Source organism: Carboxylicivirga longa, assembly GCF_050589825.1.
In the GTDB taxonomy this organism is placed as follows: domain Bacteria; phylum Bacteroidota; class Bacteroidia; order Bacteroidales; family Marinilabiliaceae; genus Carboxylicivirga; species Carboxylicivirga longa.
Window position 1 is genome coordinate 1 of the sequence record NZ_JBNGOZ010000028.1, and the last position, 19,134, is coordinate 19,134.

Sequence of the window (19,134 nt, forward strand, 5' to 3'; positions counted from 1 at the left end):
AGGAAAGGTTTTTGAAAATAGACCTATGTTATCAACAACTAATCGGTTTTACAACGCATTATTAAACTATAGCCTAAAGGAATTCTGACGTCTACCAACGGTACTTTGCCAGAGACATGGAACCAGATTTATATTGCAGTTCGCGATGCCAACAATGTGATTTACAATGTAGCCGATGTTGAAATGGATGAAACCATCAAAGCGCGTATAATAGGTGAGGCTAAATTTTTGCGTGCTCTGCATTACTTCAACCTGGTGCGTTGCTGGGGTGAAGTACCTTTGCGTACTGAGCCTGTTCAGCCTGGTGAAGATGCAGGCCTGCCTGTTTCAACCAGGACGGATATTTACAATGTCATTATCAGTGATCTGAAATATGCCTCAGAGCATTGTTGGGGGCGTAATGAGACACGCCTGGGTGAAACGAATCATTTAGGACGTGCAACAGATGCGTCTGCACAGGCTTTATTGGCTCGTGTATATTTGCATATCGCCTCATCAACCCGTTGCGCAGCAGAAGGAAGCGAAGGCTGTTCGCCATATGCTGAATTTGGCACTGACTACAAAACGTATTACGATTCATGTAGAGTAATGTGTGATTCTGTTTTAATACAACCAGGTTATGCTTTATCATCTTCTTTTGAAGAGTGGCAAACCCTTTTTGATGCAGATAAAGGAAATTTTCCTGAGATGCTATTTGATATTCAAGGCTCATCAGCTACCGGACAAGGTACTGCTGTTTCCAACCTCTTTAGCCCACGTAATGCCGGATTAAGTGGCGGAGGTTGGGGTGGCACCAATAAAATGGTGGCCGGTTTTACGCAAAATAGTGTGGATGCCACTGATGTACGCTTCGATAAAGGAATCATTCAATATTATGAAGATAATACCTATCGTTATGAATTACTACCAGCCTATAACGGTTATGCGCGTTACCTACTGGATTCTGGCGACCGAAAAGGAGCTGTCTATAATGTTTTTACGTCAAAGTTTATCGACAGCGATGCAACAACTGAATATACAAGTCAGCAAAACTGGCATGTGATTCGTTTAGCTGATGTTTATCTAATGCGCGCTGAAGCTTTAGCAGAAATAAATGAAGATCCTACATTGGCGAATTCTGATGTTAATATGCTTCGTACACGTGTCGAAATGGCTGGTTTAGATTTTACTGGCCTGACCATGGCTGAATTCAGAGAAGCATTATTACGAGAAAGAGCAGCTGAATTCTTTATGGAAGGTCAGCGCTGGTTTGACCTGACGCGCCTGGGTGTTTATGAGGAAAAATGTAAGATTGCTTTTGATCCGAAGAATCAGGGTAAAATTCAGGGTATTCGTGGTCCTGAGGATTATACGTGGCCAATTCCTATTACCGAGACGTCTGCCAACGATAATATTGACGAATAAGAATGACTGTGATGATAAGATTTGTGTGTATAGCTGTATTAAGTCTGGTGTTAATGCCAGGCTTGGTGCAGGCAAAGAAAAAGAAAGAGAATAATCGCCCCAATGTGGTATTCATCATCTCTGACCAACATAAAAAAGATGCATTGGGTTGTTATGGCGATGAACTGGTGATTACGCCCAATATTGATGCGCTGGCTAAAGAAGGCGTACGGTTAACCAATTGTTATGTGGCAGCGCCGGTGTGTGCTCCTAGTCGCGCGGCATTGATTACTGGTATGTATCCGTTTGCCAACGGAGCTCCTTATCACAAGGCACCTGTTAAAATGGCCAATGGCAAAGAAAAACATTTAGGCTCTGGTTTTCTTAGAGAAACAGGATACCATGAGGGCATTGTGACTTTAGCCGAGGCCTTTCAGTCTAATGGTTATATTACTGCCTCACCGGGTAAAATGCATGTGCATGGCGAGCTGCAAAAGAATGTTGATGAGGATCATCCGGAAGGTAATAATTTGGGTTGGGATGAGATCAATACTCGTTACTACACTCATTTTCCCGGAGGACATTATCAGGATGAGGTGGGTGAAGATGCTTACCAGCGTTATCGTCAGTTTAAAAAGTATGCTAAAGTATATAAAGGAGGGCCTGGTCACTTAAACGAGAAGTATGAACCAGCTTTGGTGAAGAAAGATGAAGATAACTTTGATATGGTCGTCGCCCGCAAATCAGTGGAGTTTATCAAAAAGCGTGGTAAAGACGGAGAAAACTTCTTTTTACATGTAGGTTTTGAAAAACCACATCCGCCATTTACCACCACGCAGAAGTATCTGGATATGTATAATCCGGAAGATTTCACCTTGCCTGAAACTGCTACCGAATGGCATGGCAAAGGGAAATATCCATGGGTTCCCGACTGGATTCACTCAGGCTGGCCAAACAAGTACCCGGTAGCCACAAAAAATATTATGGCATCTTACTATGCCTGTGTGACGCAAGTTGATGATATGGTAGGGCGTGTTGTTGATGCCCTAAAAGAAGAAGGTCTATACGACAATACCATCATTGTATATACAACCGACCACGGTGAGCACTTGTTTGAGCATGGTTTAAGAGGTAAGCATTGTATGTATGAGGATGCGGTGAATGTCCCCTTTATTATTTCATACCCTAAGGCTTTTCCTAAAGGTGAGGTAAATGATATGTTGGTGAGCTTTGTGGATATCATGCCAACGATGTGCGAATTGACAGGCACACAAGTGCCCGAGACAGCACAAGGGATTTCAATTGTAGATAATTTGAAGAATGGTACCCGTTTATTAAATCGTCCGGTATTGTCGGAGTATCGTAGCGGTAACTACAACGGCTTTAAAGAGATTAAAAACCTGCCATCACGCATGTTCCGTGTTGATGATTACAAGTTTATCTATACGCACGGTATTATCAGTCAGTTGTATAATGTGGTCGAAGATCCTGATGAGTTAAACAATCTGGTTTTAGATCCCGCTTATCAGGATATGGCGCGTGACTTCTGTTTCCATACTTTAGTTGATAAACCTATTTTGGAATACCAAAACATGGATTTGTCCATTAAGTACCGCACTATAAAATGGCAAGCCTTTGACCAGGCCGATAGTTATGCCGTGTATTATGCTCCTGAGAATAATCCGGGGGCTGCAAAAATGATGGTTGAAGGATTGACAGAGCTATCCTATAAAGTACCAAAAGAAGGGTTTTATTGGGTAATGGCGAAACCGAAATATACACGTACATCACCACGTTTAGGAGATGTGCCTGTTTATTTGGAAGAATACACCTATCAACTGCCAATTTCCGATGCCGTTGAGTTTGTACCGAAGAACAAGAAGTAATTTACAAACCTAATAAGCAGGCATCTATTTTATAGGTGCCTGCTTTTTTAATAAAGAGATGATGAAGCGAATCTTAATATTCTGCACAACCCTATTTCTGACTTTATTATCTAATGCACAACAGCCCAATATCGTATTCATTCTTGCTGATGACCTTGGATATGGTGATTTATCCTGTTATGGGGCTACAGACCTTTATACGCCAAACATTGATAAACTATGTGAGAAAGGTATAAAGTTTACCAGAGCTTATGCCAATAGCACGGTTTGTTCACCAAGCCGGGCAGCTATATTAACAGGTAATTACCCCGATATGGTGGGTGTACCAGGCGTTATTAGAGATATGCCTGATAATACCTGGGGGAATCTGTCTGATGAAGCTGTTTTTCTACCCAAACAGTTAAAAGCGCTTGGTTACCACACAGCTTTAGTTGGAAAATGGCATTTAGGTTATGAAAGTCCTGATTTACCAAACGACAGAGGATTTGATCATTTCAAAGGTTATGTGGGTGATATGATGGATGACTATTATACCCATAAACGAGCCGGTATTAACTGGATGCGTGAAGGTAGTCAGCAGATAAACCCCAAGGGGCATGCTACGGATGTGTTTACTAATTGGGCAGTGGAGTATATCAAGATGCAGTCCAAGCCTGACAAACCTTATTTTTTGTTTTTAACCTACAATGCCCCTCACGACCCTGTTCAGCCACCTGCGGATTGGTTAGATAAGGTAAAACATAGAGAACCAATGGCCAGCTTAAAGCGCCAGAAACTAATAGCCTTGATTGAACATTTGGATGCTGGTGTGGGAAAAGTAATGGAAGTCATTGAAAAGAGTGGAGAAGCAGATAATACATTAATTGTGTTTACATCAGACAATGGCGGTGCTTTGCAGTATGGAGCCAATAATGGCCTGTTAAAAGGGGGTAAAGGTGATTTATACGAAGGCGGGATTCGAATTCCTTGTGTAGTTCGCTGGTCTGGGAAGATAAAGCCCGATACAGTTACACAAGCCATCATGTTAATGGACTTCTATCCAACCTTAGTTGAATTGGCGGGAGGAAAGTATCAGCAAAAACATTCCTCTTTAAGCATTGGTAACTTATTAAAGGGAGAATCATTTAATTCTGAGAACAGGGAAATGGTTTTTATGCGACGTGAAGGTCATCGTTATGGTGGGCGAGCATATTATGCCATTTCCAATGGTGAATATAAGTTAATGCAGAATTCCCCTTTTGAACCGTATCAGTTAATTCGTATCATTGATACCAGTTCAGTAGAAATACCTGTTGAAAACGCAATTATTAAAAAAGAATTGTGGAAAAAATTGATGAAGCACATTCAGAATTCAGGACATATGCCATGGATGTAATCTGCAGATATGTAGGTTTTTGGCAGTTTTTAAACCCATCTGACCAATATGTAAACCTTATTTTCTATTGCAAAAAATACTTTTGATTTTGAAGCAAAGAATTAAATCAAAACTAAATAAAATGAATATGAAAAGAACGTTTACTCTACTTGTATTGGCAATGGCAATTGGTACAGCTTTTGCACAAACCGTTAAAATCGGTAGTACATCTTATAACAGCATAACAGAGGCAATAACTGCAGCTTCTGATAACGATGTGATTGAAATTACAGGTATTCATACCGAATCGATTACCATTGATAAAAACATTACACTTCGCGGGACAGATCCAACTACTGATATTATTCAGGCAGCTGCATCTGCGTCATCTGATGGAACGGGTACCAGAGTGATTAATGTAGTTGAGGGTATTACAACTGTTTCAATAGAAAACTTAGGTATTCAAAATGGTAATGCACCTGATACTGATAATGGCGGAGGTATTAATGCAGATAAGATAACAGGCTTACTTACATTAAGGAATCTGATTATCAAAGATAACTTTACAGCTAAAAATGGTGGTGGAGTTAGTTTGGCTGGTACGAATGCAAACATTATTGAATGTACTATTACAAATAATACGTCTTCTCTTGATGGTGGCGGAATGATTGCAGTACCAAATAATGGTGCGGCCATTAATTGTGTTGTTAACATCAATAAGTCATTAATTGATAGTAATACAGGTAGAAATGGCGGTGGAATATATATTAATGGAAATAATGATTATGGTAATGATTATACCATTGATGTGAATGTAGAAAACACAACTGTTTCTAATAATAATGCAACTAGTGCTTCAGGTGGCGCTGGCGGTGGCGCTGTTTGGTGTAAAGTCGCTCAGTGGACTACAAATGCAGGAGGAGACGGAACATCTGGTAATATCAACTTGAATTTTGTACATGCTACAGTTTATAATAATACGCATGCTGCTCTTGTTAAAGGTGGATTGCGATTTACTGGTACAGCGGGTTATACAACTAATTTAAGTGCACATAATTCTATTATTGTATCAGCAGATGATTTATCGGTTAAGGCAATTAACTTTACAAATGCCAGCCTAACTGATATGGTAAACTGTATAATTGGAGGTTTAGAAGCAGCCGCATCAGCAAACCCAATTATTGATGATGTCGCAAAGAATAACGCCAAGGGAAAAACGGCAACATTTGCAGGCTTATCAGGTACCTTAACCGATGAAGGTGGTAAAGTGAAAGTATTAGCATTGACTGATGGAGCGAATGCCATTGATTATTGTACGGCTGCAACGGGTATTACCTTACCAACAATTGATGCTAGAGGATATTCGAGAGATGCTTCTCCAGACACGGGTGCTTACGAGTATAACGGTGTTTCAACCGACATAGATAATATTAAGGAACTATCAATTAATATTTTTCCTAATCCTTCCAATGATTATTTCAGAGTAACAGGAACAGATAAAATAGATAAAATTTCTATTTATTCATTAGGCGGTACACTAGTTAAGTCAGTTATCAATAATACACAGGTTGATGTATCTGGATTAACCAAAGGAGTTTACTTAGTACAGATATCCGGAGAAAATGGTGAAGCCATTAAGAAGGTAGTTGTAAAATAGTCTGGTTAATAAATAATCTAAAAGCACTTTGACTTTGGTTAGGGTGCTTTTTTTAATCTATTTAGTATGCAAAAAAATTTATTTCTGTTTGGGATTTATTTTACAATCATCCTGCAATTTGGGTGTGCTGAAAAGGTTGAGAAACCTAATATTCTATTCATAATGACTGATGATCATGCGAGTCATGCTATTTCAGCCTATGGAGGCATATACAGCAAAATTGCACCAACGCCTAATATCGATCGCTTGGCTAATGAAGGCGTATTAATGAATAATGTTTTTTGTACCAATGCTATCTGTGGGCCAAGTAGAGCAGCTATTTTAACAGGGAAGTATAGTCATATGAATGGCTACCTGAAGAATTACAAAGGCGGTCGATTCGATAATACGCAATGGACTTTTCCGAAAGAGCTACAGGCCAATGGCTATCAAACAGCTATTGTTGGAAAGTGGCATCTGGCATCAGAGCCAACAGGTTTTGATTACTATAAATACCATGTTGCAAGGGGTGAGCAGGGCTTCTATTGGAATCCTGTTTACAACGATAATGGCGATACAGTCAGAGTGAATGGCTATGCCACCAACTTAACCACCAATTTTGCATTAAATTGGCTAGATGAAAGAAATGAGGATAATCCTTTCTGCCTGATGCTGCAGTTCAAAGCGCCTCACCGACCATGGCAACCCGACTCCATTTATCAGCAACTGTTTGACGATATAGAACTACCATATCCATCTACCTTTAATGATGATTATCAAGGGAGAGAATTAACAGCTGGTAACACTGAGATGACAATGAATGATTTCAGTCGGGAAGACATGAAATTAACACCGCCAGATTCACTCAAAGGAAGACAACTTCGGAAATGGATTGATTTTGGTATTAAACGCGATGAGAATGTTATTCCAAAAGGAGGAATGAGTGAAAAGGCGGCACGTAGATGGAAATATCAGCGCTACATGAAAGACTATCTGGCCACAATTCGTTCTGTTGATGATAATATAGGAAAAGTGTTAGCCTATTTGGATGAAAAAGGTTTAACTGATAACACCATTGTTATTTATACTTCTGATCAAGGATTTTTCTTAGGAGATCATGGTTGGTTCGATAAGCGATTTATGTATGAACAGGCACTTCGAATGCCTTTCCTGGTACGTTATCCCAATTCAATAAAGGCAGGCGTTAGTTGTAATGATGTTGTTACCAACATCGATTTCGCACCAACCATATTAGAAATGGCTGGATTGCATGCTCCGGATGAAGTACAGGGAAGAAGTTTCTTTGCCAACCTAAACGGAGAAACTCCCGATGATTGGCGACAATCCATGTATTACCATTATTACGAATACCCGTTTTGGCATCATGTTCAGCCACACTATGGAATAAGAAATCAACGATATAAACTTATTCATTTTTACTATGATGTAGATGTGTGGGAGTTGTATGACCTTCAGGATGATCCTAATGAAATGATTAATCTTATCAACTCACCCGAACATCAGACTATTGTCAATCAGTTGAAAGTTGAGTTAAAAAAATTAAAAGTGGAGTTTGGAAATACAAAATCAATTGAAGAACTAAGAGGTATATCTGATACTGATTTTGGAGGATTGGAATCAGGTAAACATTGATTTAGTAAGTGGCTAACAGAGTTAAATAATTTTTTAAACACATTAGGACTTTGTTTAAACCGTAAAAATATATAATGGTTCTTTCTTGTAAATAGGTTTATATATAGCCTTTAGTAAACCTAATCTATCAAACAGGTGCCAAAATTGGCAAATGTTTGATAGATTAGGTAGTCAAGAAATGGAATATTAGATGAGTGGTTTACATCCCCAACTTCCCTTTAATGGCCATCATATCCTCTGATATCTTATTCTCTAAAACCCTGGCATAAATCTGAGTGATTTTTAAAGATTTATGACCGAGAACTTTTGAGACTGTTTCAATGGGAACGCCATTGGATAAGGTAACTGTGGTAGCAAAGGTGTGGCGTGCCATATGCATGGTTAGGTTTTTGTTGATGTTACAGATGTTGGCCAACTCTTTTAAGTAGCTATTGAGTTTTTGGTTGGAAGCAACTGGTAATACCCTTCCTTTTAAAAGTATCTCTGGATAATCTGAGTATCGTTCAAGTATATCAATAGCATTAGGATAGAGCGGGATACTGCATTGAGACTTGGTTTTTGTTCGATTAATAATTATCCATTGGTTACCATCGTCTCGTTTTTGAATATGATGCGGACTTAACTTCGAAATATCCGAATAGGCTAATCCTGTATAACAGGCAAAAATGAATATATCTCTGACGATGGATAGTCGGTCAATTTCTAGGCTTTTTGTTTCGAGTCTGTGAAGCTCATCTTTGGTTAGGAAATCACGATTGGCCTGTTCTAATTTTGTTTTAAACTGATTGTACGGACTCTTTTGGATATATTCCATCGAAATAGCCAAATTCATCACTCTTTTGAGGTGTTTGTGGTAATTCCAGGCTGTATTCTGATGAACGCCATATTCAGTCTTCAAATGCATGTCAAATTGGTTAAGGAAATCGTAGTCAATAGCTGTTATCGGAATGTCCTTTTTTCGAAGTTGAGACTGGATAAACTCAGCTAATTTTTTGCGCGAAACTCGATAGTGCTTTAAGGTGCGGTAGGCATAGCCATGACCAATATTATTTTCAATTGTCTTCAGATAATAATCAAAAACCTCTAATACACCCTTCGAATCGCTTTTTCCAAGGAATTCATTTTTAATATCAACCACATCAAAATCTTTTCCCAATGAAACAAAGCGGTTGTAGATGTCAATAACCGATGTTTTGATTTTTCTCAGGCGTTGGTTTAATGAATGTGCATCAACTGTTTCGTCAGTAAACAGTTGATGTACTTCATTCCAGCTGCGTGGTGTGCTTCTCATTCCAGTTGATAAATCTACCCTTCTTCCTTTAAATAATAAACGAAGGTAAACAGGGAAGGAGCCGTCCTTTCCAATTCTGGATTTTCGCAATACAAAATTTGAATAAAACCTCATAATAATAAAATTTTGTGGTCACGATGGTCACTCAATAAGCTCAAAGTTCTTTTGGATTCCATAGAAAACCAAGTTCAAATAAAATCAATATGAGTCAAATTAAATCTTGGTAACCAGTTGGTTAGATGGTCACGTGACCACTTTTGCCAAAAAGGTAGTGGTCACGTATTGGTCACTTAAAATACCAGTTTTGACCACTATTTTTGAAGTTTTATGAAAATAAAAAAGCGCTTAAAACATTAGTTTTAAGCGCTTTTGGTACTGGATGAATCCAGTGTGGTACCCGAGGCGGGACTTGAACCCGCACGGCCTAATGGCCACAGGATTTTAAGTCCTGCGTGTCTACCAATTCCACCACTCGGGCATCCTTGGAGCGAAAAACGGGACTCGAACCCGCGACCCCGACCTTGGCAAGGTCGTGCTCTACCAACTGAGCTATTTTCGCAGTTTTGTATTTCACCAAATTCAGTTGGTGTCCTACTTTCAGTGTCATTTGCCCTCGCTGCGTTTCAGCGTTTGTTTCTCAAATGCGGATGCAAATATAGAGGCTTTTTCAATAATTACAAATAAAATATTTGCTGTTTTTTGAAGAAAAATAGCCCTTTTGCTTTATTTTCCTTGTCATCAGTAAGTTCGAAAGGTGATTTTTTTCTGCTGCCTACTAAGCACTGCTCCCAATATTCGGGTGGACACCTTCAAAAGCATCTATCTATTCATTAAAGCTTGCCATGCAAGCCGCGTTATGACCGCTGATTATTGCCGATTAACACAGAAAACCGCTATGCCGTTTTGATCATCCGTCCAAATATGTTGGCACCTGTTGACTACCTTGTATAATAAATTGCTCAGTATTTTTATATTTGTTTTCAATGTGAGCGGGGTAATGGTATCTTTCACTACTCACTACTCATTACTCACAACTCCCTACTCACTACTCACTACTCATTACTCACCTCTCATCCCTCTACTTTCCACCAACCCATTTTTTAATATCATTCAGCTTATTGAGAGCCTCCATTGGCGTTAGGTTATTCACATCAAGTGTTTGTATTTCGTCACGTATTTGTTTCAGTACGGGGTCGTCAAGCTGGAAAAAACTAAGCTGCATACCTTCGCGATGCTGACCAATATCGTCCATTGGCTTTGATAGTTCGCCTTTACGGTTCGACTGCTCCAGCTCGCCCAATATCTGATGAGCGCGTTTGACTACGCTTTTAGGCATGCCCGCCATTTTGGCCACGTGGATACCAAAGCTGTGGTTACTGCCGCCGGGCACCAGTTTGCGCAGGAAGATAACCTTATTATCCACCTCTTTTACCGATACGTTATAGTTCTTACAGCGTGGGTGGGTTTTCTCCATCTCATTTAGCTCGTGGTAATGGGTGGCAAACAAAGTTTTGGCACCGGCGCGCTGCTGCTCGTGTATGTACTCCACGATGGACCAGGCAATGGAGATGCCATCGTAGGTGCTTGTGCCACGCCCCAGCTCATCAAACAGTACCAGGCTGCGCGGTGTCAGGTTATTCAGTATGCTGGCCGCCTCGTTCATCTCCACCATAAAGGTTGATTCGCCCAGGCTGATATTGTCGGAGGCGCCCACACGGGTGAATATCTTATCCACCACACCAATGGTAGCCGCTTCGGCAGGTACGTAGCATCCTATTTGTGCCATCAGGGTAATTAGGGCTGTCTGACGCAGCAATGCCGATTTACCGGCCATGTTAGGTCCGGTGATGATGATGATCTGCTGCTTCTCGTTGTCAAGAAAAACATCGTTGGGTATGTACTGTTCGCCGGCCGGTAGTTGCTTCTCAATCACAGGGTGACGACCGGCGCTGATGCTCAGAATCAGCTCTTCGTTGATGAGGGGACGCACATATTTATTAATGGTGGCCAGGTTGTTGAACGATAGCAGTACATCAATTTTGGCCAACAGCACGGCATCCAATTGTATGGCCGGTATAAAGTCGGCCAGTGCCATCACCAGCTCGTTGTAAAGGCGGGCCTCAATGGCTTGTATCTTCTCTTCGGCGCCCAGTATTTTCGATTCGTAATCTTTTAGTTCTTCGGTGATGTAGCGCTCGGCATTTACTAGTGTTTGTTTGCGTATCCAGCCTTCCGGTACTTTATCTTTGTGGGTGTTGCGTACCTCAATGTAATAGCCAAACACGTTGTTGAAGGCAATTTTAATGCTGGGTATTTTGGTTTCTTCTCCGAGACGTTGTTGCAAGTTAGCCAGGTAATCTTTGCCCGAGAAAGCGATCTTACGCAGCTCATCCAGTTCGTTGTTCACTCCACTTTGAATCACCCCTCCCTTGGCGATCAAAGAGGGTGGGTCAGTCTCTATCTCGCGGTGTATGCGCTCGCGTATGGTGAGGCAGGCATTTAGCTGATCGCCGATGTGACGCAGGTGTTCGTTGCTGCTGTTCAGGCAGCTGGCCTTAATGGGCTCAATGGCAAACAAGGCTGTTTTCAGCTGGTTCAGCTCGCGCGGTGTGATGCGACCCGCCGCCACCTTGGCCACCAACCGCTCCAGATCACCAATGGCATGCAGCTCCTCTGTGAGGTCGGTCTTTAGTCCCGGTTCCTTAAAAAAATGCTCCACCACACTCAGGCGATCCTCAATGGGTTTGACATCCTTAAGAGGTAAGGCAATCCAACGCTTCAGCATGCGCGAGCCCATGGGACTGATGGTGCAGTCAATCACATCGCTTAGTGATTTACCACCGTCGTTTAAGGAGCTGAACAGTTCCAGGTTACGGATGGTGAATTTATCGAGCCACACATATTTATCTTCATCAATGCGCCCCAGAGCTGTTATGTGCTGCACCTTATGATGCTGGGTAAGATCAAGGTAGTGCAGGATGGCGCCAGATGCCGTTATGCCATTACTCATACTATGTACACCAAATCCTTTCAGCGAGTTGGTTTCAAAGTGTTTCAGTAATCGGTCGTGGGCCGAGTCAGGTGCAAAGGCCCAGTCGTCGAAGGCATAGGTGTAATGTTTATCACCAAACGATGACTCAAACTCTGCTCGCTTTCCTTTCTCGTATAATACTTCTTTGGGCTTAAAGTTGGTTAGTAGTTTATCTATGTATTCCGATGACCCCTCGGCGCACAGAAATTCACCCGTGGAGATATCGAGGAAAGCCACGCCAAAGGCTTTTTTATCGATGTGCACACTGGCCAGGAAATTATTTTCGCGGTGCTCCAGTATATTATCATTAATGGCCACGCCTGGGGTAACCAGTTCGGTAACACCGCGTTTCACAATCTTCTTGGTCATTTTCGGGTCTTCCAGCTGATCGCATACCGCCACCCGTTGGCCGGCGCGTACCAGCTTGGGCAGGTAAGTATCCAGGGCATGGTGCGGAAAACCGGCTAGCTCAACATACGAGGCCGCACCATTGGCACGGCGGGTGAGGGTGATACCCAGTATTTCAGATGTTTTGATTGCATCCTCCGAGAAGGTCTCGTAAAAGTCACCCACTCTAAACAATAAAATTGCATCCGGATATTTGTCCTTGATGCTATAGTATTGTTTCATTAAGGGGGTTTGAATGGGAGCTTTTTTTGTTTTAGCCAATGTATTCTTCGATTTAAATTTTTTAGTAAATGAAATTGTCTACACTCGAAAATAATAGCCAAAAATATAATTAATCACTTGAAAAAACGAACCGCAGTGCTTCTCATTAGTCATATTAGTATTCATATAATTTTAAACCGGACACTAGTAGAGTAATACGTTTAATGGCAGTCAGGTGCGAAATAATCCTAAAATTATGGATAAGCGCTTGTATGCTCAAATTCCGGATACCGATTATAGAAAAGACTTGTTTTTGAAAGACGCTCCCAATTCAAATAGCTCTGCGGCTAATGGCGAAGGGGGATGGAAAAATAACACAAATCCGCTTTATACTACAGAAGAAGAGTTTGATGCAGAAATTGAGAGGTTAGCGAGTGTCTATGGATGGACTGATAAGCATAATACACATCCGTACATGCACGTAAAAATGAGAAATAAAGCACCGGGTACTACTGATCCGGATGATATTATTTTAATGCGTTCTTCTGAAATGTATTTAATTGAAGCAGAAGCAATGTTAGGTAATATTGATGAGGCACAAGAGGCCTTAAGGCCATTGGGTATGGAACGTGATGAAGCCTATGATGTTACTATCTACGACTCAAAAGATAAATTAATGGAGCATATTAAGTTTCAGCGGAAATTAGAATTGTGGGGAGAAGGATTTCTTTACACGGATAAAATACGTTGGGATGAAGGAATTGACCATGGCGCAGATGGTGGTTCTGGTGCATCTAAAGGTTTATATCAAAAAGGATTTCAGCAAGATAGGCCTTCGGTTAATAAAGGGTGGTTATTTAAAATACCTCAATTAGAAATTGATGCGAACCCAAATTTAGGTCCTGAGGATCAAAATTAATCTGCGGGTTAAACTGATGGGTGCTAAAGCTGATTGTTAATCGGCACCCTTGTAAGTTGCCATAATAAATAGGTCTAAAGCCTGACTCCTTCGGGAGTCGGGCTTTGTGTGTTCCAAAGGATCGCAGCTTATCTGTGTCGTGTAAAGTAAGATGCGAGCCTGAAGGTGGGTAATTAAACACTGCATCTGATGTGTATTTCACTTAGAAAGCTGCTATCCTGATTGTTAAGTCTGCGATTGTGAGGTTATTTAACACATTGATACTTGCCTGCTAAGGCGCTAAAAAGATGATTTATATCAATAATGTTAAAAAATGTAATAATTGCACAATTAAAACAAAACCCGCAAAATGTGCGAACTGTTACTATTTTGAATAAAATAATGATAAATAGTTACATAAAGATTATGCGCGGTAATAAAGTGGAAAAAATTGGCCACTTCGTCCCGTAGACCTTATGAAATCGTAGGTTAAAAAGTTTTAAAAACCAAATGATAGTGTTACTTTTGTTCATATTGAAATAAAATTGTCCTATTTATTAATTTTAAACCTTTAGTCTATGAAGAAAGTACTTTTTGCACTTTCGATTATGGTTATGGTGGGCTTGCAAGCACTGGCGCAAACCACAAACATAACCGGTACAGTGACTGATGCTAAGGATGGTAGTCCCATCCCCGGAGTATCAGTAGTTGTTAGAGGAACAACTGTGGGAACAGTAACCATGCCAGATGGTAAATACAACCTGGCCGTTCCCAGTGATGCAACCAACCTAATTTTCTCCTTTGTGGGAATGAAATCCCAAGACATTCAAATTGCCGGCCGCACAACCATCAATGTGGTGCTCGAAAGCGATGCCGTGGATGTGGGTGAGGTAATTGTAGTAGCCTATGGTACATCAACCAAAGGTTCGTTTACCGGTTCAGCAGCTGTAGTGGATGCTGAAGTAATAGAAAAACGTCAAGTAGCCAACGTTACACAGGCATTATCAGGCTCAGTGGCCGGTGTGCAGGTGTTAAGCGATAACGGCCAGCCCGGTGCATCCGCCAAGGTGCGTGTACGCGGTGTGGGTTCGATTAACGCCGGAATGGAGCCACTTTATGTAGTGGATGGTATTCCTTTCGATGGCGATCTGTCGTCAATTAGTTCTAGCGATATTGAATCGATGACCGTATTGAAGGATGCGGCCTCAACAGCCCTGTACGGAGCCCGTGGTGCCAATGGTATTATCATGATTACCACTAAGAAAGCTAAAGCCGGTAAAGCCATGGTGAATTTGAATGTGAAATATGGTTTTAACTCACGCTCGGTAGAGAACTACGAGGTAATGACCAGCCCGCAAAATTACCTGGAAAAATCTTATGAGGCCATCTACAATGCCGGTATCTACAACCTGGGCTACACGCCCACAGATGCCTACTTGTATGCCAACTCCAAGATCATGACCGACTCAGAAGGAGGTTCGGGTTATCAGATTTATACCTTGCCTGATGGGCAAAACCTTATTGGTATGAATGGTAAGTTAAATCCCAATGCCACTTTAGGTTATAGTGATGGCGAGTACTATTACAAACCCGATAACTGGGAGGATGAGATGTTCGAGAACAACCCGCGTCAAGAGTACAACCTGTCGATCTCGGGTGGTAACGACAAGAGTACTTACTATTTGTCTTTTAACTACCTGGATGATCAGGGTGTGATCAATGGTTCAGGCTTCGAGCGTTTGTCAGGTCGATTCAAAGGCGAGCACAAAGTAAAAGACTGGTTAAAAGTAGGTGCTAATGTAAACATCAATAACATTACCAGCAATTACCCTGGGGAGCAAACAACTACAAGCTCCAGTGGTAACGCCTTCTTTATTGCCAACTATATTGCACCCATCTATCCCATTTATGTGCGAGACGCTGAAACACAGCGTATCGTAATGAATAACGGACGCAAGGTGTATGACTATGGTGATGGTAAGAGTACCAATATGGACCGTTCGTTTATGTCCATTGCTAACCCGGCTGGTGACCTGACTTATAATAAAACGGACTATAAGATGGACATCGTAAACACGACCTGGTTTGCTGAAATTTCGCCCATCGAGGGGCTGAAAATCAATGCTCGCTATGGTCTAAACGTGGACAATACAAGGTATAATGATCTGGGTAACACCTATATGGGACAGAGCGCTTCTTATGGAGGTACGGTTTATCAGGAGAACTCAAGAACCTATGGTTTTAACCAGCAGTATGTGGCCAACTATCAGTTTGATATTAATGAAGATAACCTGTTCGACATCACAGTGGGTTACGATGGTTATACCTACGAGTATGAGTATGCTTATGCATCGGGACAAAACCTGTATAATCCTGAGTTATACTACGTAAACAACTCCATCGATCAAAAACGGGGTGGTGGTGCCAAAGACACTTATGCAACAGAAGGTATTTTTGCTAGAGCCAACTATTCTTTACGCGATACTTATTTCTTTAATGTGGCCTATCGTCGCGATGCTTCATCACGCTTCCATCCTGATAACCGCTGGGGTAACTTCTACTCGGCAAGTGCGGCCTGGATGATTAGTAACGAACCCTTTATGAGTGCGGTACCCTGGGTGAACATGCTGAAACTAAAGGCTTCGTACGGTGAGCAGGCTAATGATGCCATTGGTAACTACTATGCTTGGGCAGACCAGTGGCAGGTAACCGGTGCCGACGGTATCTTTGCTGATGGTACACTTGATTATAAAGGTAACAAAGACATTACCTGGGAGACTTCTACTTCTTACAATGTTGGAGTCGACTTTGCATTGTTAAGCAATCGCCTGAGCGGTGGCATAGAATATTTTGGTCGTAAGTCAGCTGATATGCTTTACTACGCACCCGTGACAGGTATTGCCGGATATAATGAAATTCCTATGAACGTAGGTTCTATGACGAATTCCGGTCTTGAAGTGGAAGTGGCTTATAATATTGTGAAAACCAATGACGTAAACTGGATGTTCAACGCCAATGCCACCTTCGTTAAGAATAAAATTAATGATTTGTCACCGGAGTTAAACGGTGAATTAATTGATGGTACACGTATTTATTCAAAAGGAGAGTCAATGTATCGTTTGTACCTGGTGGAATATGCCGGTGTAAACGCCGAAACAGGTGAAGCTGAGTATTGGACAACCAATGACGAAGGCGTGCGCGAGAAGACAACAGATTATTCTGATGCAGCAGATCACAAGGTGGCTACTGACGATCTGATGCCTGCTGTTTATGGTGGTTTCGGTACTACGGTTGAATTCTTTGGCTTTGATGCTTCGGCTCAGTTAGCCTATCAGTTGGGTGGTGAGATTTACGACTCAGGTTATCGTCGTCTGATGCACGGAGGTACCTCCAGTGATGCCGGGCAAAACTGGCACAAGGATATTTACAATGCCTGGACGCCTGAAAATCGCAATACCGACGTACCCCGCCTGAATGCCAACGACCGTTATGCAAGTAGTACATCTACACGTTGGTTAACCAGTTCTGATTATCTGAGCTTAAATAACGTAACAGTGGGTTATACTTTGCCAAGTAATTTGGTTTCGCGTTGGAACATTCAGAAGCTACGCCTGTATGTATCGGCCGAAAATATAGGTATGCTAACCAAGCGTAAGGGACTCGATCCACGTCAGAGTTTTACCTCTGCAACAACGGCACTTTATACGCCAATTCGTACAATTTCGGGTGGTTTAAACCTTGTATTTTAAATTACTTAAATAAGTGATATGAAAAAGAAATTATTATATATGTTAGTGGCACCCGCCCTGATGTTTTTCAGCGGGTGTGAAGACAACCTAAATACAGTGCCGGAGGGTGGTATCATCACCACAGAGCAAAAGCAGGATGTGTATGACAAAGATCCTTCTAAAGCGGCGGCTGGTGTAACCGGTATTTATGCTCAGTTTAGTCAGTATGCACCTAATGAGAATGTTTTAAACAGGGTGAATCACCATGACATTGGCTATCCATCCCTAATGATGTTTTCCGATGCCAATGGCTTCGATGTGGTGCAGGACGATAATGGCTATAACTGGACAACCAGCAGCCTGGAGTATTCCGACCGTGTTTATACCTCACGCGAATGTCAGATTGTGTGGAACAATCAGTATAAGATTATTTCAAACTGTAACAATGTGATTGCCGCCATCGATCCGGCAACTGAAGATCCAACATCCAAGTACTTTTTAAGCCAGGGGCTTGCCACAAGGGCTTTTAGTTATTGGGTGCTGGCGCAGTTATATCAGTTTAACTATGTGGGCAACGAAAGTAAGCCATGTGTGCCGATTGTTACTCCTGAGAATGCTCAAAACGTGGCTTTTGAGGGTGCTCCCCGTGCTACTGTACAGCAAGTATATGACCTGATTAATGCCGATATTAATACTGCCATTACTTTGTTAACAGCTGCTGAAGAAGCCGACGTGACGCGAGATGATAAGCGTTATATTAATCTGGCGGTAGCCTACGGACTGCGTGCGCGTGTTAACTTAACCATGCATAAGTATGCCGAGGCAGCTGCTGATGCTACTAAAGCCATTGAAATTTCGGAGGCTACCCCGGCGAGTATTGAAGATGTTAGTAAGCCCGCATTTTGGACTGCCAATGAGTCTAATTGGATGTGGGGTATCTTAATTGCAGAAACCGACCGCGTAGTAACTTCCGGTATTGTCAACTGGATTTCGCACATGGGCTCCTTGAACTACGGTTATGCCAACTATAATAAAGGACGCCAGATTAACAAGAAGCTGTATGCCACTATAGGTGATGCCGACGCCCGTAAAGGATGGTGGTTAGACGAAAACAAAAGCTCTGATAACCTGTCGCCCGAATTTGCTGCATCGATGGAAGCATATGGTTACAAAGCTTATACCCAGGTGAAATTTGCACCTTATAAGAATGAGGCAGAAACTGCAACCAACGCCAATGATATTCCTATGATGCGCATCGAAGAGATGCATTTGATTAAGGCGGAAGGCGAAGCCATGAGTGGAGGCGATGGTAAAACTACCTTGGAAAACTTTGTGAAAACCTATCGTGACCCCGATTATGTATGCCCGGCAGCTGATCCTGAAGGCATTCAGGAAGAGGTATTCCGTCAGCGTCGTATCGAGCTTTGGGGCGAAGGCCTGGTATGGTTTGATATTATGCGCCTTAATAAGGGTGTAGATCGTCGTGGTGCCGGTTATCCTAACGCTACCATGGTATTTAACATTCCTGCCGGTGATAACACATTGTTATGGCGTTTACCTGAGGCAGAAATACAGGCCAACCCGGCTATTAGCGAAGGGGATAATAATCCGTCATCACCGGATCCAAAGCCTGTACCCGATGTAGAGTAATGCGTTTAACCACAA

Annotated in this window: 11 protein-coding genes and 2 tRNA genes; 8 read left to right on the forward strand and 5 right to left on the reverse strand. The window is 41.8% G+C overall.

Translation table 11 applies throughout. From position 1 onward, the window contains the following. Positions 1–84: 84 nt before the first annotated feature. From ACRD7A_RS17310 to ACRD7A_RS17330, 5 genes are all read left to right on the forward strand, one after another. Entirely contained in the window at positions 85–1,404 is a 1,320-nt protein-coding gene (locus tag ACRD7A_RS17310; protein ID WP_430817962.1) for a RagB/SusD family nutrient uptake outer membrane protein, read from the forward strand. An 11-nt stretch (positions 1,405–1,415) separates the two neighbouring features. Then, positions 1,416–3,269, forward strand: a complete 1,854-nt coding sequence (locus tag ACRD7A_RS17315) for a sulfatase family protein (protein WP_430812636.1) — start codon at positions 1,416–1,418, stop codon at positions 3,267–3,269. Positions 3,270–3,327: 58 nt separating this feature from the next. Continuing rightward, positions 3,328–4,644, forward strand: coding sequence for a sulfatase-like hydrolase/transferase (locus ACRD7A_RS17320; RefSeq protein ID WP_430817961.1), 1,317 nt, complete (start codon positions 3,328–3,330; stop codon positions 4,642–4,644). A gap of 88 nt (positions 4,645–4,732) precedes the next feature. Further along, the gene (locus tag ACRD7A_RS17325) at positions 4,733–6,280 is read left to right on the forward strand and encodes a T9SS type A sorting domain-containing protein (protein WP_430812634.1); all 1,548 of its coding nucleotides are present in this window, start codon (positions 4,733–4,735) and stop codon (positions 6,278–6,280) included. A 66-nt stretch (positions 6,281–6,346) separates the two neighbouring features. After that, a complete protein-coding gene (locus tag ACRD7A_RS17330; RefSeq protein ID WP_430812633.1) occupies positions 6,347–7,912 on the forward strand; it encodes a sulfatase family protein in 1,566 nt (521 codons plus the stop codon). A 199-nt stretch (positions 7,913–8,111) separates the two neighbouring features. Here the strand turns inward: ACRD7A_RS17330 and ACRD7A_RS17335 are convergent, their stop codons facing one another. The 4 genes from ACRD7A_RS17335 to mutS form a co-directional block, all read right to left on the reverse strand. Then, the gene (locus ACRD7A_RS17335; RefSeq protein WP_430812632.1) at positions 8,112–9,317 is read right to left on the reverse strand and encodes a site-specific integrase; all 1,206 of its coding nucleotides are present in this window, start codon (positions 9,315–9,317) and stop codon (positions 8,112–8,114) included. A gap of 277 nt (positions 9,318–9,594) precedes the next feature. Beyond that, positions 9,595–9,681, reverse strand: a tRNA-Leu gene (locus ACRD7A_RS17340). A 5-nt stretch (positions 9,682–9,686) separates the two neighbouring features. Further along, positions 9,687–9,762, reverse strand: a tRNA-Gly gene (locus ACRD7A_RS17345). Between the two features lie 519 nt (positions 9,763–10,281). Next, positions 10,282–12,864: a DNA mismatch repair protein MutS gene (gene mutS, locus ACRD7A_RS17350; RefSeq protein ID WP_430812631.1), complete on the reverse strand. Its 2,583-nt coding sequence runs from the start codon at positions 12,862–12,864 to the stop codon at positions 10,282–10,284. Between the two features lie 235 nt (positions 12,865–13,099). Here mutS and ACRD7A_RS17355 point away from each other — a divergent pair, with 235 nt between their 5' ends. Further along, a complete protein-coding gene (locus tag ACRD7A_RS17355) occupies positions 13,100–13,762 on the forward strand; it encodes a RagB/SusD family nutrient uptake outer membrane protein (protein ID WP_489672207.1) in 663 nt (220 codons plus the stop codon). A 36-nt stretch (positions 13,763–13,798) separates the two neighbouring features. Here the strand turns inward: ACRD7A_RS17355 and ACRD7A_RS17360 are convergent, their stop codons facing one another. Next, on the reverse strand, positions 13,799–13,948 hold the full coding sequence (locus ACRD7A_RS17360) for a hypothetical protein (RefSeq protein ID WP_430812630.1): 150 nt from the start codon (positions 13,946–13,948) through the stop codon (positions 13,799–13,801). Between the two features lie 371 nt (positions 13,949–14,319). Here ACRD7A_RS17360 and ACRD7A_RS17365 point away from each other — a divergent pair, with 371 nt between their 5' ends. Both ACRD7A_RS17365 and ACRD7A_RS17370 read left to right on the forward strand, forming a co-directional pair. Then, a complete protein-coding gene (locus tag ACRD7A_RS17365) occupies positions 14,320–17,490 on the forward strand; it encodes a SusC/RagA family TonB-linked outer membrane protein (protein ID WP_430812629.1) in 3,171 nt (1,056 codons plus the stop codon). Between the two features lie 18 nt (positions 17,491–17,508). Further along, entirely contained in the window at positions 17,509–19,119 is a 1,611-nt protein-coding gene (locus ACRD7A_RS17370) for a RagB/SusD family nutrient uptake outer membrane protein (RefSeq protein ID WP_430812628.1), read from the forward strand. The last annotated feature ends 15 nt before the right edge of the window (positions 19,120–19,134 follow it).